Origin of the sequence: Pantoea sp. ARC270 (genome assembly GCF_003236725.1) — a bacterium.
Taxonomy (GTDB): Bacteria; Pseudomonadota; Gammaproteobacteria; order Enterobacterales; family Enterobacteriaceae; genus Pantoea; species Pantoea anthophila.
On record NZ_PUGA01000054.1, the window covers coordinates 1 to 15,380 of the forward strand.

Genomic DNA, 15,380 nt, shown 5'->3' on the forward strand with positions numbered 1-15,380 from the left:
CCATAAAGCGGTGATTCAGGTCAGTAACGGTGTGCTCAATGACACGGTGACAGAAGTCATCTCTGGGCGATAACCCGGTAAGGCGAGGCGATGAAAAAGATTTTTCTGCAAATTGGCGCCACCCGCGATGGACAGAACCCTTACTGCGCGGTGGCAAAGCGCGAAGGCTATTTCACCGTGCTGGCGGAAATGGGCGATTTTGTCGATTACCAGTCACTAAGCCTGGCGCTGCCTTTTGATCTGATTATTCGCCTCGACCGCCCTGAGAATCCGTGGGAGGTGATGCAGGCTTATCTGCACGCCGGTTTACTGGCGCATCCGCTGGTGGTGCTGGCGGGCTTTGAAGCCTACAACGCCAGCGCCGGACGACTGCGCGACATGCTGGCCGGGCCGGACGCGCCCGCCGCCTTTATTCCGCTGGATAAATATGCGCAGCGCATGGCGCTGAAAAAAGCCTGGCCGCGCTTCCCGCAGCCGGAGTTCCGCTTTTTTGCCTCGCCGCTCAGCATTCTGGATGCGGAGCAGGCGCTCATCTACCCCTGCGTCGTCAAACCGGTAGATGGCGGCGGCGGGCTGGGCATCTGGCTGATTGAGCGGGCCGATCAGCTGCGCAGCGTGGTGAAGCAGCTGGTGCAGACCATGAACTATGGCGGGCGCGGCTTCAGCGGCTTTATCGTGGAAAGCGCCCTGATCGGCGAGGAGTTTTCGCTACAGGGTGTGGTCGCGCAGGGACATCCCCGGGCGCTGACCTGCTGCCAGAAGGTGATTGAGCAGCACCGGGACAGTGAAGGCTGCGTCAGCTTTTATGAGTCGGGGCATGTGGCGATGGCAGCAGCGGCGCTGCCCGCCGCATTCAGCAGTCTCATGACCTTCTGCTGCGAAACCTTTGGCTATCGTCAGGGCGCGTTTCATATCGATTTCATTGTGGTCAATGGCGTGCCGCATTTTCTGGAGATGGGGTTCCGGCTCTCTGGCATGGGGGTGGCGACGCTGGTTGAGGAGGCGACCGGTATCAACTGGGCTGAGGTGACTTTCCGGCTGGAGGCGGGAGGCACCCTGCCTGCCTTTGCCCTGAGCACGTCACCCGCTGTCGGCCAGCTGCGCCTGCGCCAGCCCGCACAGCTGCAGGCGGCGGAACGCTGGATTGAACAGCATCAGCAGGGGGCGCTGTTACCCCCCCTCCGGTTGCCTGCGTTGCAGGTGTCATCCCGCTCATCGCTCTACGCCGATCTGACCCGTCACGCCGGCATTCTGGCGACCTTCAGCCTCAGCGCTCCGACGCGGGAGCCCGTTATGACCCTTTTTCAGCAGGTGATTGCCGCGCAGCCGGTGACCGCCGGGAGAGACAAAGTATGTGCAGAATGATTCTGGCGCATGGCAGGTTCGACAGCGCTCAGATTCTGGAGGCGGCGCGCGCCATGAGCTGCGGCGAAGGAGCCGAACACGATGGCCCAATTAAATCCCATCCCAACGGCTGGGGCTGCCTGTGGCTGGAAGCGGGGGAGATCCGCACCCTGCACGGCACGGGCGCGTTTGCGGAAGCGCTGCCGGACATCGATGTGGATCGGCTGCGCAGTCCGTTTCTGGCCGTGCATGTACGCCACGCCACGCTGAGTAAAAATCAGGGGCTGGCCTTTTCTCATCCGCTGACGCGCCACAGCGCGGGTCATCAGTGGTACATGATGCACAACGGCTTTCTGCCGACCATCCACCGCCAGCTTGGCCTGGCGGAATCCCGTTTCGATTCAGAAGAGTACCTGCGCTACCTGGTCGATCAGACCACGCCCGCCGACTTCACCCGCGACTATCTGCGCGCAAAGATGGCGCAGGTGGAACCCGGCGGCAGCGCAGGCAATGCCATTTTCGTCACCCGTGACAAAGCCTGGGCGTGGCAGTGGTATCCCCACGACACCCCCTGGCCTGACTATTTTACGATGCATTTTCGGCAACAGGAGGATTGCACGCTGATCGCTTCTGAACCCGTGACAATACCAGGCAGCGCCGGCAGCTGGCGGCGAATGAACAATCATGAACTCTATGAAATTCCGTTTAGGGAGTGATAAACATGGCTATTTTCAATCAGTTCCGCGTGATTAATCCCAGCATGTTTGTGGAGTCGACCTGGCTGGATGACATCGTCACGGCGCGTGTGCCGCTGCTGGTGCTGCGTAATTTCCTGACGCCGGAGGTGCGGGAAGCGGTGGTGGCGGATCTGCAGCGCTGCCGGGAAAAGATCCGTGTTTCTCACTATCCGAATGGCGCGCTGACCACGCTCGGGCCCTATCTGGCGCGTCACACCGCAGAGCCCGATAACTATTTTACCGAGCTGCGCGATATCCAGCCGGCGCTGCCCCCTTCACTCACCGCCCTGCGTGAGCAGATCTACCTCTGGGTTCAGCATGCGCTGCGGCTGGAGAGCCTGCGCATCGCCCAGGAGCCGGGCCACGGCGACTATGCCGGTTCTATCGTGCGGTTTCATGCCGATGGCGTCGCGAACCCGTTACACAACGACAATATCGTGCGTGATGCCGCCGGAACCGGGCTGGCGGTGACGCAGATTCTCCATCAGCTCAGCTGCGTGGTCTGCCTGCAGGAGTGCAATGCGGGCGGGGCGCTGCGGATCTACAACAAAAAATGGGCACCGGAGGATGAGCGGTTCAAAACGGCCGGTGAGCTGGGCTATCCCGCTGAGGTGATTGAACACAGCGAAGTCTGCGAATTTTCACCACGCAGTGGCGATATCTATCTGTTTAATCCCGCTTTTTATCACGAGATTGATCGGGTTGAAGGTGATACCCGCATCACCATGGGATTCTTTTTCGGGCTGACCGATAAAAAAATGAAACACGCTATCGCCTGGAGTTAATCCGGTCCGGGCCAGACAAGGAGAGGGATATGACGACGTTTGAAAAAATCACCGCGCTGCTGGATCAGCATCAGGCCAGCTACCGCGTCGTGGAGCATGAGGCGATAGGGCAGACCGACCAGATCAGCCAGATACGCGGTAATGCACTGGGTCAGGCGGCTAAGGCGATGGTGCTGGAGGTCGTCATGCCGGACGGCGCGCCGCCGCGTCCGCTGCTGGCGATTGTGCCGGGCGACTGCCGGATCAATTTTAAAAGTGCGGCGCGCGCCATCGGCGGAAAGAAATCCTCTTTCGCCGCGCCGGAGCTGGCGCAGGCACTGACCGGCTGTGTGATGGGTGCGGTGCCGCCATTCAGTTTTGATGACCGGCTGGCGCTTCGGGTCGATACCCGGCTGCAGCAGGTCGGAACGTTATGGTTTAACGCGGGCGAGCTGGATAAATCGATCGCGCTGGCTGTAGATGACTATTTTCGCATCGTGGGGGAAGCGTGCTGTGCTGATATCGCGACCCCGATTGCGATCACCGCCTGACGGCGGCTCAAGGAGTTTCTGATGTCGGTAAAAGATATGCTGTTAGCGTTGTGCGTGGTGGTGGCGTGGGGCGTCAATTTTGTGGTGATCAAGCTGGGGCTGCAGGGGATGCCGCCTTTTCTGCTCGCCGGACTGCGATTCACGCTGGTCGCCTTCCCTGCCATTTTCTTTGTGCGTCGTCCGCCGATCCCGCTGCGCTGGCTGGTGGTTTACGGTATGACCATCAGTTTTGGTCAGTTTGCGTTTCTCTTCCTGGCGATTCAGCTCGGTATGCCAGCAGGCCTGGCCTCCCTGGTGCTGCAGGCGCAGGCGTTCTTTACCCTGCTGCTGGGGGCGCTGCTGCTGGCGGAGAAGCTGCGCTGGAACCACATCACCGGGATTATCATCGCCACGCTGGGGATGTTTCTGCTGGCGACGGCAGGCATGGAAGGACAGACCAGCGCCGGCATTACGCTGACGACCATGATGCTGACGCTGTCGGCGGCCCTGTCATGGGGGCTGGGTAACATTACCAACAAGATCATTATGCGGAATCGCAGCGTGCCGATTATGTCGCTGGTGGTCTGGAGTGCGCTGGTGCCGGTCATTCCTTTCTTTGCCTGCTCGCTGCTGTTTGAGGGGCAGGAGGCTATCGTCAGCAGCCTGCTGCACATCGGGCTGCAGACGGTACTGGCGCTCTTCTATCTGGCCTTCGTCGCCACCATCGTCGGCTACGCCATCTGGGGAAATCTGCTCAGCCGTTACGAAACCTGGCGCGTTGCCCCGCTGTCGCTGCTGGTGCCGGTGGTCGGGATCATTACCGCTGCGCTGGTGCTGGATGAGCATCTTTCCGGGCAGCAGATGCTGGGCGCCTCGGTGATTATTGCCGGCCTGCTGATCAACGTGTTTGGCGGCGTGCTGGGACAGCGTTTCGCGATGCGAACGCAGCCGTAAGGGCAAGGCCGGCGTCAGATATAAGGGCAAAAAATATCGCCTTGAGGTCAGGTGACAGGCTCAGGGAGCATACGCCTTTCGCAAAGACGCAATAGACGCCATCCCTGGCATGCTCAGCGCGGCCCATCCCTGGTCCGCGATGCTTTGCTACAGGCGTATGCTCCCATCGCTTTGAACTTATCAGCCGTCTGAAACAGGGGATCGGAGCAACATTTTTTGCCTTATGAATCTCCACTGATCTTAAAAACGAAAAACGCCGCATTAGCGGCGTTTTTTATGGTTACTTCAGAAATTACTTCAGAATCTCAATACGGCGTGGTTTGGCTTCTTCCGGCACCAGACGTTCAAGATCGATACTCAGCAGACCATTTTCGAGACGGGCGTCGCGCACCACGATGTGGTCGGCAAGCTGGAATTTACGCTCGAAGTTACGCTCGGCGATACCCTGATACAGGTATTTACGCTCGGCCTGCTCTTCCGGATGGGCACCCCGTACAGTCAGCACATTGTCGTGCGCTGTGATATCAAGCTCGCTCTGAGAGAAACCGGCCACCGCGATGGTAATGCGGTAGTGATTTTCATCGACCAGTTCAACGTTATAGGGAGGATAACCCCCGTTGCTCTGATTCTGGTTTGATTCGAGCAGGTTAAACAGGCGATCGAAACCGATAGCTGAGCGATAAAGTGGGGTGAGATCAAAGTTACGCATATTAAGACTCCTGAATTTCAGCAAGTTTTGGCAACCTTCCACTACTGGACAGGCTGGATCCGGCACCTCACTGTCCCTTTCGGCGACGGTGAGCGCGTCCGTAAACTAAAAATGGGTGCCAAAGGAGAATTTTCAAGCGTGCAGAATGCAATTTTTTTCGCCAATCTCAGGAAATGACATACACTCAGAACACCTTTTGTCAGACCCGAACGGACTTCGCCCCAGAGTGTTGACGTTGTCTGGCAAGCCAACTCAGCCCGGCGCATGTCAGGGCTGAAGGGATGATGATAATGAAATTGATGAAGACCTTACCTCTGGCTGGAATGGTTTGCTGCGCAATGGCGACAACCGGTTGTTCCAGCGTGATGTCACACACAGGTGCGAGTCAGGGCTATTATCCAGGCACCCGGGCCAGCGCGGATATGCTGACCGACGGGGACACCAGCTGGGCGCTGAAGCCGCTGGCGCTGATCGATCTTCCTTTCTCCGCCGTGATGGATACGCTGCTGCTGCCGTGGGACTACTACCGCAGCGACAAAGATAAATCACTCGACTCCCCGCGGGAACGCATTCTGCAGAGCGAAAAGCTGGCGCACACGCAGGAGAGCCTGGCGCAGGCGCAGCCTATGCCTCCGCTGCGCCCTCAGCCGCAACCGTAAACAGCTGCCGCCAGCCCTCCACCTCACGCATATACGCAATCTGCGTGCCGTCAGGTGACCAGACGACCGCGTCGCCTGAGGGGGCGTCATCCGTTCTGCGCGTCAGACGCTGGCACTCGCCGCTCTCAGCGTCACACCGCATCACGCTGTTATCACAGATAAAGGCGACGGCCTGGCCATCAGGATGCCAGCTGAAGGCGGACTGAATGCTGCTGCCGAGACGGGTCACCTGACGCGGTTCGCCGCCGTTGGGAGAGACCGTCCAGAGCTGGATCACCCCTCCCTCATCTGCCATCAGAAACGCAATCTGGCTGCCATCGGGCGCGCTGCGCAGCCAGTGGCGCGGTTGCAGCGCCAGACCACGACCGTACGTCAGACGGCGCTGCCTGACGCCCGCCGGGGGCGCAGGCAACTGCTGACTGCTGCCCTCCAGCGGGCTGGCACCGGCCCGGGCGTAATCGTCCAGGACTTCGGGCAGATCAACAACAAACACTTCAGGACGCTTCTCGCCCTCCGCCGTCAGCGTGTCGCCGATGAACGCGATGGCCCAGCGCTGCCAGCGGCCGTCCGGTTTCTGATAGCCGCGGTTACCGATCCAGCACTCTTCATAGGCACGGTTGATCTGGTCGCTGCCCGGCTGCGGTGCCGTATGCGTCTCGCTCACCAGCAGGCAAAAGTAGCTGCCGTCATACTCTCGTGGATGCTGCTTAACCGGCGTGACTGCGCGCAGCGGCACCGCGATGCCGACGTTGCGCAGATCCAGCCGGGTATCCCGTTCATGCATGACATGGTCATTGTAGGTAAAGCTCAGGCGTGAACCGTCGGGACTGAAGACATGCACATGCGACCCGCCCCGCAGCGCGCCAGGCGTAAAGGGTGGCGTGATGTCGCAGGCATCCAGATTGACAGCGGTGGCGTTCTGAACGATCACCCCGCGGCGGTGATGGAAATCATACTGCCACCGGGCATCGGGATGTTCCGGACCATGAATGCAGACGTAGCGCGGCGGCATATCGGGGCTGACCGTCACCACGCCGACATGAGCCCCGTGCTGTGCCTGATAGAGCACCTCCACCTCACCGGTCATCACATTGACCCGCTCAATGGTCTGGCTGGTAAAGGAGGCGCCCGAAGGACGCACGTCAAATGCCAGCCACTGGCTGTCGGCAGTCCAGACATTGATATTGGTGAGCTGATGCTGACGGGCAGCAAAGGTAATCTGTTTTTCTGACATGGTGAAACCCGTGCAGGAAGAATTGCCCGACAAATTACGCGATTCTGTTTTGCGCTGCAGCTTTTTTACCGGGTTCCGGGCCAGCGCGGCCCGGAAAGCGCAGGGCGGTTACAGCACTAACTCTTCAATGGCATGTGCGACGCCATCTTCCATATTGGTTTTCGTGATGAACTGAGCGATAGCCTTGACCGAATCAATGGCATTGCCCATGGCGACACCCGTGCCGGCATACTCAATCATCGCCAGGTCATTCTCCTGGTCACCTATCGCCATCACCTCTTCCTGCTTCAGGCCGAGCTTCTCCGCCAGCATTCTGACGCCCTGACCTTTGTTAACCCGGCGATCGAGGATTTCGAGGTAATAAGGCGCACTCTTCAGGATGGTGTAGGTCTGCTTAGCGTGCGCTGGCAGGCGGGCAATCGCCGCGTCGAGCAGGGCCGGACGGTCGATCATCATCAGTTTTGGAAAGCGCGTCGCGCGGTCCATCTCTTCCACCGCACGATAGCGCACCGGAATCCCGGTCAGGCTCGCCTCATGGATGGTGTATTCGCTGATGTCTTTGTTGGGCGTATAGAGATGGGATTTGTCGAACGCCTGGAAATGGACGCCAAGTTCACGCGCCAGCTGCTCAATGTAGAGGTAGTCGTCAAAGGTCAGCGTCACTTCCGCCACGCACTCACCATCTTCAGCCTGATGAACCAGCGCGCCGTTGTTACTGATCGCGTACTGGCCGGGGGTCTGCATATCCAGCTCCATCAGATAGCGCTGGATACCCACAAACGGCCGGCCGGTGGTCAGCACAATCGATACCCCCTGCTGGCGGGCGCGATCAAGGGCAGATTTCACCCCCGGCGTGATCTCATGCTGCGGATTGAGCAGGGTGCCATCCATGTCGATAGCGATCAATTTAATAGCCATAGAGTCCTCGTTGCGTCTGGGTTTGGTTCAATGCTAGCGCGATTCAGCGCGTATTGACCAGTTTCATAGCAGGCGGGCACCCCCGGCCGACCGTCAGCGTCAGGCGGTAAACAGATCGCGGTGAATTTTAATCACGGCTTTTCGGATAATGGCGGGTTCACCCGGCGCGCAGCAGGGGCGATGAATATCGTGCGGAAAAAAGATCGCGAACATACCGGGCAGCAGCGTGATCACCGACTCATTCAGCGTCTTCTGATAAAAGACCACGTCGCGTTGCTGAGCAAAATCCTCGGTCACTCGCTGATCGGGGTGGGCACGGGCCACGCCGATATTCTCGCTGCCGGCCAGCAGAAACTGAATGTCGATGTAGCTGAAGTGGGATTCTGCCCGACGCGCGCTCGCCGGTTCGGTCATCATCTCCTGCACCAGGCAGAACATCTTATCCTCAGGCAGGATGGCATATTTACGGGTGTCGAGCTGGCTGAAGTCGGTGTCAGTAATCCAGCGTATCGCCTGATCGATAACCGGATGAAAGGCGTGACGTTCTCTGTTCCAGTCGTGACAGTCGCAGACAATCATAAGGTAACTCCCTGTATTAACGTTGTGCGCGCTGAAGGCGCAAAGAGAGGCAAGCGTAAAGGAGCAGGGCGGGGGAAAACGTGATCGGTCTCGCAGCACCGGGCGCGGCGTTCGCCGCGGCGGCATAAAAAAAAGGCCATCACCGGAGTGATGGCCTGTCCGGTCTGCGACCGATCAGATATCGATATTGGCTGCTTTCAGCGCATTCTCTTCGATGAAGGCGCGGCGCGGTTCAACCGCATCGCCCATCAGCGTGGTGAACAGCTGGTCAGCACCAATGGCATCTTTGATGGTGACGCGCAGCATACGACGGCTGTCCGGGTCCATGGTAGTTTCCCACAGCTGATCCGGGTTCATCTCGCCCAGACCTTTGTAGCGCTGAACAGAGAGGCCGCGACGCGACTCTTTAACCAGCCACTCAATCGCCTGTTCGAAGCTGGCCACCGGCTGACGACGCTCACCACGTTCAATGTAGGCATCCTCTTCCAGCAGGCCACGCAGTTTGCCGCCAAGATCGCAGATTTTGCGGTACTCCGGTCCCTGAATGAACTCCGCTTCCAGCGGGTAGTCGGTATCCACACCGTGGGTGCGAACGCGCAGAACCGGCTCGAAGAGGTTCAGCTCGCGGTTTTCGCGAACCTGAGCCAGATAGGTGCTGCCGTGCGCTTCGCGTTCAGTCAGATAGCTCACCAGACCGTTCAGCCAGGTCGTGACCTCCGCTTCATTGGTCAGATCGCTCAGCGTGTCGTGATAAATCAGCGCGCGCAGCATGGCCATCGGATAACGGCGCTCCATACGCTTGATCATCTTCTGCGTGCTGTTGAAGTCAGAGACCAGCGTCTCCAGCGGCTCACCGCCCAGTGCCGGAGCGCTGGCGTTGGTGTGCAGCGTGGCACCATCCAGCGCGATGGCGATCTGATACTGATCCATCGCCTCGTCATCTTTGATGTACTGCTCCTGCTTGCCTTTCTTCACTTTGTAGAGCGGCGGCTGGGCAATATAAACGTGGCCGCGCTCAATGATTTCCGGCATCTGACGATAGAAGAAGGTCAGCAGCAGGGTACGGATGTGTGAACCATCGACGTCGGCATCGGTCATGATGATGATGCTGTGATAGCGCAGCTTGTCCGGGTTGTATTCGTCGCGGCCAATGCCACAGCCCAGTGCGGTGATCAGCGTGGCCACTTCCTGAGAGGCGAGCATCTTATCGAAACGCGCTTTCTCAACGTTCAGGATCTTACCTTTCAGCGGCAGGATAGCCTGGTTTTTACGGTTACGGCCCTGTTTGGCCGAGCCGCCTGCGGAATCACCCTCCACCAGGTAGATTTCAGAGAGCGCCGGGTCGCGCTCCTGGCAATCCGCCAGTTTGCCTGGCAGGCCAGCCAGATCCAGCGCGCCTTTACGGCGGGTCATCTCGCGGGCGCGACGGGCCGCTTCACGGGCGCGCGCGGCGTCGATGATTTTACCGACCACGATTTTGGCGTCTGCCGGGTTTTCCAGCAGGTATTCCGCCAGCAGTTCGTTCATCTGCTGCTCAACCGCCGATTTCACCTCTGACGAAACCAGTTTGTCTTTGGTCTGTGAGGAGAATTTAGGGTCCGGTACTTTCACCGACACGACGGCAATCAGGCCTTCACGGGCATCGTCACCGGTGGCGCTGACTTTGGCTTTCTTGCTGTAACCCTCTTTATCCATGTAGGCGTTCAGGGTACGGGTCATCGCCGCACGGAAACCGGCAAGGTGCGTACCGCCGTCACGCTGCGGGATGTTGTTGGTAAAGCAGTAGATATTTTCCTGGAAACCGTCGTTCCACTGCAGCGCCACTTCCACACCGATGCCATCTTTCTCGTTTGAGAAGTAGAAGACGGTCGGGTGAATCGGGGTTTTGTTTTTGTTCAGGTACTCAACAAACGCCTTGATGCCACCTTCGTAGTGGAAGTGGTCCGTTTTGCCGTCACGCTTATCTTCCAGACGGATCGAAACGCCTGAGTTCAGGAAGGAGAGTTCACGCAGGCGTTTCGCCAGAATGTCATACTCAAAATCGCGGACGTTGGTGAAGGTTTCGTAGCTCGGCCAGAAACGGACGCGGGTACCGGTTAAATCGGTATCACCGGTCACGGTCAGCGGCGACTCGGGAACGCCGTGGACGTAAATCTGCTGATGCACTTTGCCTTCGCGACGAATGGTCAGCTCCAGCTTCTGTGACAGGGCGTTAACGACCGAGACACCCACGCCGTGCAGGCCGCCGGAGACCTTGTAGGAGTTATCATCGAACTTACCGCCCGCATGCAGAACGGTCATGATCACTTCAGCGGCGGACACGCCCTCTTCTTCGTGAATACCGGTCGGAATGCCGCGTCCATCATCCTGCACCGAGACGGAGTTATCCGCATGGATGGTGACCACAATGTCACTACAGTGACCAGCGAGCGCTTCGTCGATTGCGTTATCCACGACCTCGAATACCATGTGATGCAGACCGGTACCGTCATCGGTATCGCCGATATACATGCCCGGGCGTTTACGTACCGCATCAAGCCCCTTCAGGACTTTAATACTGGAGGAGTCATAAGAATTCGACATCAACGTTTCTCGCTCATTTTAATCTTCAGGTTGAACCGCTATTTTACCCTGTTCCACGCGGAACATCTTGCCCTTTTCGTCGCTCATGTCGATTACATGTACGGCCGAAATGGCGCTGACAAAGACCTGAGCCTGGGTGGCTTTTAACCGTTCCGCCAGCAGGCGTCGGCGGCTCTCATCCAGCTCAGAAGCAAAGTCATCAATGAGGTAAATACAGCGGCGTCCGCTCTGGCTTGTCAGGAACTCGCCCTGTGCCAGACGCAATGCACACATCAGCAGCTTGAGCTGCCCGCGTGAGAGTAAATCTTCCACCGGCGTCCCTTCAGCCCGGATTCGAAAATCCGCTTTATGGGGGCCGCTGGCGGTGTAGGTCAGTGCACGATCGCGCTCAAAGTTACGTTCCAGCAGCTCGCCATAGTCGCTCTCTTTGTCCCAGCCGCGCTGGAAGGAGAAGCGCAGGTCAAATTCCGGCAGGAACTGGCTGCAGGTGCCGGTGATTTCGGCGGAAATGGCGGCACTGTATTCCGCCCGCCACAGGCTGATCTGTTCAGCCAGCGGCACCAGCTCCTGATCCCAGGGACGGATCTGGCTGTAGCGGGTGACCTGACGCAGCGCGGCGTTGCGCTGCTTAAGCAGGCGACGCAGGTTGTTCCAGGCGTTGAAAAAGCCAGGCGTGTTATGGAAGCAGCCCCAGTCAACATAGGCTCTGCGGTATTTGGGGCCGCCATTGAGCAAACTAAAGCCTTCGGGCGTAATTAATTGCATCGGCAGCAGCTGAGCCAGCTCGGCGACTTTGTGACCGTCGCTGCCATCAATGCGCACTTTACTGTCACCGGCCCGGTTTTTGGTCAGTCCGACCGAAATTTCCCGCTCTTTGCTCTCCAGCCGTCCGTGCAGCACAAAGGCCGCCTCGTCGTGACGGATGACGCGCCCCGCCTGCAGGCTGCGAAACGACCGGCCATGCCCCAGCGTATGGATCGCCTCTAACACGCTGGTTTTGCCGCTGCCGTTGACGCCGACCAGAAAATTAAAGCCGGGAGCCAGTTGCAGGTCAGCCTGTTCGATATTACGAAAATCTTTAATAAGAAGGCGGGTTAAAGCCATGAATCAGTCCAGCGTGAGGGGCAATGATCGGGATGAAATGGTAAAAATTCAGGACTTACCTTTAACAATCCAGGGCGTCGACGGCGAAGCAGGTTTGCCCGACATCCCATTCACCAGGCCGCAGGCGTCGCCGCCAGTCTGGTTCCGGCCAGCGCGCAGACCCTGGGAGCATACTGAAGTATGTGACCAGGGGCGAGCACTGCCCGGAATCAGAATGGCAAGTAAGCCAGGCCGATATGTAACACCTACAAGCGCATGGGCATAACGACATAGGCCGCAGCAGGACTCGCCACATCCTCAATCTGCACGCTCGACACCGAATCGGTCAGCAGCAGACGCACGTTCTCACACTTCAGCGCGTTCAGCACATCCAGCACGTAACTGACGTTAAAGCCAATCTCCAGTTCGGTGCCGTTATAGCTGACATCCAGCATCTCTTCCGCCTCTTCCTGTTCAGGGTTATTGGCGGTGATCTTCAGCTGGTTTTCGGTGATATAGAGGCGCACCCCGCGGAACTTCTCGTTGGAGAGGATCGCCGCACGGGCAAACGCCTGTTTAAGCAGGTCACAGCCCGCTTCCAGCACTTTGTCGGGATTCTTCGGCAACACGCGGCGATAATCGGGGAAACGACCATCAACCAGCTTAGAGGTGAAAATGTAGTCGCCGACGTGTGCACGAATATTGCTGCCGCCTATCTGCACCTGCAGCGGCGTCTCGCCGCCATCCAGCAGACGCAGCAGCTCAATCACGCCTTTGCGCGGCACAATCACCGAATGACTCGGCAGCGCCTGGCCAACCGGCATTGAGCAGACGGCCAGACGGTGACCGTCCGTCGCCACGGTGCGCAGTTCTTCCCCTTCGGTTTCAAACATCATGCCGTTGAGGTAGTAACGCACATCCTGATGCGCCATGGAGAACTGGGTCGCTTCGATCAGCCGCTTCATCGTCGCCTGCGGCAGGGTGAATTCGACTTCACTCTGCCAGTCGTCAAGATTCGGGAAGTCACTGGCGGGCAGGGTGGACAGCGAAAAACGGCTGCGTCCTGAGCGCACCAGCATGCGATCGCCTTCCAGCGCCAGCGTGATCTCTGCGCCATCCGGTAAGCCACGACAGATATCGAGGAATTTACGCGCCGGAACGGTGGTTGCGCCAGGCTCATGTGCCTGCGTCAGCGCCACACGTGCCACCATCTCCATTTCCAGATCGGTACCGGTCAGCAGCAGCGAACCTTCTGTTACCTGCAGCAGCAGGTTTCCGAGGATTGGCAGCGTTGGACGCCCGCCCAGCGGGCCACTTACTTGTTGCAGCGGCTTCAGCAGCTGCTCACGTTCAACAATAAATTTCATAGCGTCACGAAGATAATGTTCTGATGAGATTAGAGAAATCTTCTTTGATATCGTGGCTCTCTTCACGCAGCTGCTCAATCTTGCGGCAGGCGTGAAGCACCGTTGTATGGTCGCGTCCCCCAAAAGCGTCGCCGATTTCCGGCAGGCTATGGTTCGTCAACTCTTTCGCCATCGCCATCGCCATCTGGCGCGGACGTGCAACCGAACGCGAACGGCGCTTGGAAAGCAGATCGGCGACCTTGATTTTGTAGTACTCAGCCACGGTCTTCTGAATATTATCGATGGTGACCAGCTTTTCCTGCAGCGCCAGCAGATCGCGCAGCGCTTCACGCACGAAGTCGATCGTAATCGCCCGGCCGGTAAAGTTGGCGTTGGCGATCACGCGGTTCAGCGCGCCTTCCAGCTCACGCACATTGGATCGTAAACGCTTGGCAATAAAGAAGGCGACTTCACCCGGCAGGCGGATGTCATTCTCATCCGCTTTTTTCATCAGGATCGCCACCCGCGTTTCCAGCTCAGGCGGCTCGATCGCCACCGTTAACCCCCAGCCGAAACGGGACTTAAGACGATCTTCCACCCCGTTGATCTCTTTGGGGTAACGATCCGAGGTGAGGATGATCTGCTGATTGCCTTCTAATAAGGCATTAAAGGTGTGGAAGAACTCTTCCTGCGATCGCTCTTTATTGGCAAAGAACTGAATGTCATCGATCAGCAGGGCATCTACTGAACGGTAATAGCGTTTGAACTCTTCGATCGCATTGTTCTGCAGTGCCTTAACCATATCCTGCACAAAACGCTCGGAGTGCATGTAAACCACTTTTGCATTGGGTTTACGGGCAATGATGCCGTTACCTACCGCATGCAGCAGGTGCGTTTTACCCAGACCGGTGCCGCCATACAGAAACAGCGGGTTATACGCGCCGCCGGGATTATCCGCCACCTGACGTGCCGCCGCGCGCGCCAGCTGGTTGGATTTACCCTCGACGAAGTTGTCGAAGTTATGACGGTTATTCACATTCGAGCGGTAGGTCACGTCGGCCGGTGCCGGCACATTGTCCCAGCTGGGACGCACGATTTGCGTCGGTGCCGGACGAACATGGCTCTGCACGGGCATCACCGGTGCGCTGACGCTGGCCATGACCGGCTGGCTGACCGCTGCCGCCTGCTGCTGAACCGGGCGTGTGCCGACTTCAAAACGCAGCGCGGGCACGTTCGGGCCACAGAATTCATTCAGCAGCGCATTGATACTATTGAGGTATTTATCCCGGACCCAGTCGAGTACGAAGCGATTTGGAGCATACAAGGCAAGCGTATTGTCGTTTAACTCAGCCTGCAGTGGACGGATCCACATGCTGAATTCGGTGGCAGGAAGCTCATCCTGCAAACGGGCAAGACACTGTTGCCAAAGCGTAAGTGACACGGCGGACTCCACTCGTACAAATTCGATAAGAATAGTAGGCGTTACTCTAAGAAACGTTCATTTTTTGACACAGACGAAAGAAAGCGCCTGCGACCGCTATCAGCGGTTTTCCAGCCTGCAATCAGCGGAGGATCGTCAGCGGAAGGGCGGATCATAGCGCAAAGCGAGACAGAGATCTTCCCTTTCTACACAGTTTTGATCCTTTTTATCCACAGGCCAGAGGCGCGCAAAGAAGTTTACGCCAGTTGCCGGAAAAACCCGCAGGGATCTGGCGAAAAGCGTCAGAATTTCGGACGATGTCTCGTTTTATCCCCACGATCCCGCCTCCCGATCGTAATAAGATCCCGTACGATCCTTGCGCTTTAGAGCGGAGCCCGTATAATTCCCCACCCGACATTGCGCCCCAAAGCAAAATGTCGGAACTCAGCGGGCTGTATGCGGGTTTTCAGGTACCGTGCCACGCGAAGTAAATTGACTCGGGACTGTACAATTATTACAA

The 15,380-nt window shown here is 58.0% G+C and carries 14 protein-coding genes; 6 read left to right on the forward strand and 8 right to left on the reverse strand.

The features are described 5' to 3' along the window. Nucleotides 1–90 precede the first annotated feature (90 nt). The 5 genes from CKF42_RS19675 to CKF42_RS19695 are packed head-to-tail and all read left to right on the forward strand — an operon-like array spanning nt 91 to nt 4,329. Nucleotides 91–1,365, forward strand: a complete 1,275-nt coding sequence (locus CKF42_RS19675; protein WP_111209005.1) for an acetyl-CoA carboxylase biotin carboxylase subunit family protein — start codon at nt 91–93, stop codon at nt 1,363–1,365. Next, the gene (locus tag CKF42_RS19680) at nt 1,353–2,060 is read left to right on the forward strand and encodes a class II glutamine amidotransferase (protein ID WP_033736116.1); all 708 of its coding nucleotides are present in this window, start codon (nt 1,353–1,355) and stop codon (nt 2,058–2,060) included. The genes CKF42_RS19675 and CKF42_RS19680 overlap by 13 nt, the downstream gene beginning before the upstream one ends. Nucleotides 2,061–2,065: 5 nt before the next feature. Then, nucleotides 2,066–2,866, forward strand: coding sequence for a hypothetical protein (locus CKF42_RS19685; RefSeq protein WP_111209006.1), 801 nt, complete (start codon nt 2,066–2,068; stop codon nt 2,864–2,866). Between the two features lie 29 nt (nt 2,867–2,895). Further along, the gene (locus CKF42_RS19690; protein ID WP_046100909.1) at nt 2,896–3,396 is read left to right on the forward strand and encodes a YbaK/EbsC family protein; all 501 of its coding nucleotides are present in this window, start codon (nt 2,896–2,898) and stop codon (nt 3,394–3,396) included. Between the two features lie 21 nt (nt 3,397–3,417). After that, complete coding sequence (locus tag CKF42_RS19695; RefSeq protein WP_009088275.1) at nt 3,418–4,329, forward strand: EamA family transporter; 912 nt, start codon at nt 3,418–3,420, stop codon at nt 4,327–4,329. Between the two features lie 292 nt (nt 4,330–4,621). Here CKF42_RS19695 and ibpA read toward each other — a convergent pair whose 3' ends face one another. Next, nucleotides 4,622–5,038, reverse strand: a complete 417-nt coding sequence (gene ibpA / locus CKF42_RS19700) for a small heat shock chaperone IbpA (RefSeq protein ID WP_009088277.1) — start codon at nt 5,036–5,038, stop codon at nt 4,622–4,624. Nucleotides 5,039–5,328: 290 nt separating this feature from the next. Between ibpA and CKF42_RS19705 the strand changes: the two genes are divergently transcribed. Further along, nucleotides 5,329–5,697 (forward strand): YceK/YidQ family lipoprotein, encoded by a 369-nt coding sequence (locus CKF42_RS19705; RefSeq protein ID WP_033736117.1) that lies wholly within the window; start codon nt 5,329–5,331, stop codon nt 5,695–5,697. Here CKF42_RS19705 and CKF42_RS19710 read toward each other — a convergent pair. From CKF42_RS19710 to dnaA, 7 genes are all read right to left on the reverse strand, one after another. Then, a complete protein-coding gene (locus CKF42_RS19710) occupies nt 5,663–6,931 on the reverse strand; it encodes a DUF3748 domain-containing protein (protein WP_111209007.1) in 1,269 nt (422 codons plus the stop codon). The genes CKF42_RS19705 and CKF42_RS19710 overlap by 35 nt on opposite strands. A 108-nt stretch (nt 6,932–7,039) precedes the next feature. Then, nucleotides 7,040–7,849, reverse strand: a complete 810-nt coding sequence (gene yidA, locus CKF42_RS19715; RefSeq protein WP_009088282.1) for a sugar-phosphatase — start codon at nt 7,847–7,849, stop codon at nt 7,040–7,042. A 99-nt stretch (nt 7,850–7,948) separates the two neighbouring features. Then, nucleotides 7,949–8,428, reverse strand: coding sequence for a YhcH/YjgK/YiaL family protein (locus CKF42_RS19720; protein WP_111209008.1), 480 nt, complete (start codon nt 8,426–8,428; stop codon nt 7,949–7,951). A 174-nt stretch (nt 8,429–8,602) separates the two neighbouring features. Continuing rightward, on the reverse strand, nt 8,603–11,011 hold the full coding sequence (gene gyrB / locus CKF42_RS19725; protein ID WP_009088286.1) for a DNA topoisomerase (ATP-hydrolyzing) subunit B: 2,409 nt from the start codon (nt 11,009–11,011) through the stop codon (nt 8,603–8,605). Nucleotides 11,012–11,029: 18 nt separating this feature from the next. Continuing rightward, the gene (gene recF / locus CKF42_RS19730; RefSeq protein ID WP_111209009.1) at nt 11,030–12,115 is read right to left on the reverse strand and encodes a DNA replication/repair protein RecF; all 1,086 of its coding nucleotides are present in this window, start codon (nt 12,113–12,115) and stop codon (nt 11,030–11,032) included. A gap of 245 nt (nt 12,116–12,360) precedes the next feature. After that, complete coding sequence (gene dnaN / locus CKF42_RS19735; RefSeq protein ID WP_009088289.1) at nt 12,361–13,461, reverse strand: DNA polymerase III subunit beta; 1,101 nt, start codon at nt 13,459–13,461, stop codon at nt 12,361–12,363. A gap of 4 nt (nt 13,462–13,465) precedes the next feature. Next, nucleotides 13,466–14,881 carry a chromosomal replication initiator protein DnaA gene (dnaA, locus tag CKF42_RS19740; protein ID WP_009088291.1) on the reverse strand — a complete coding sequence of 472 codons (1,416 nt, stop codon included), beginning with the start codon at nt 14,879–14,881 and terminating at the stop codon, nt 13,466–13,468. Nucleotides 14,882–15,380: the final 499 nt, after the last annotated feature.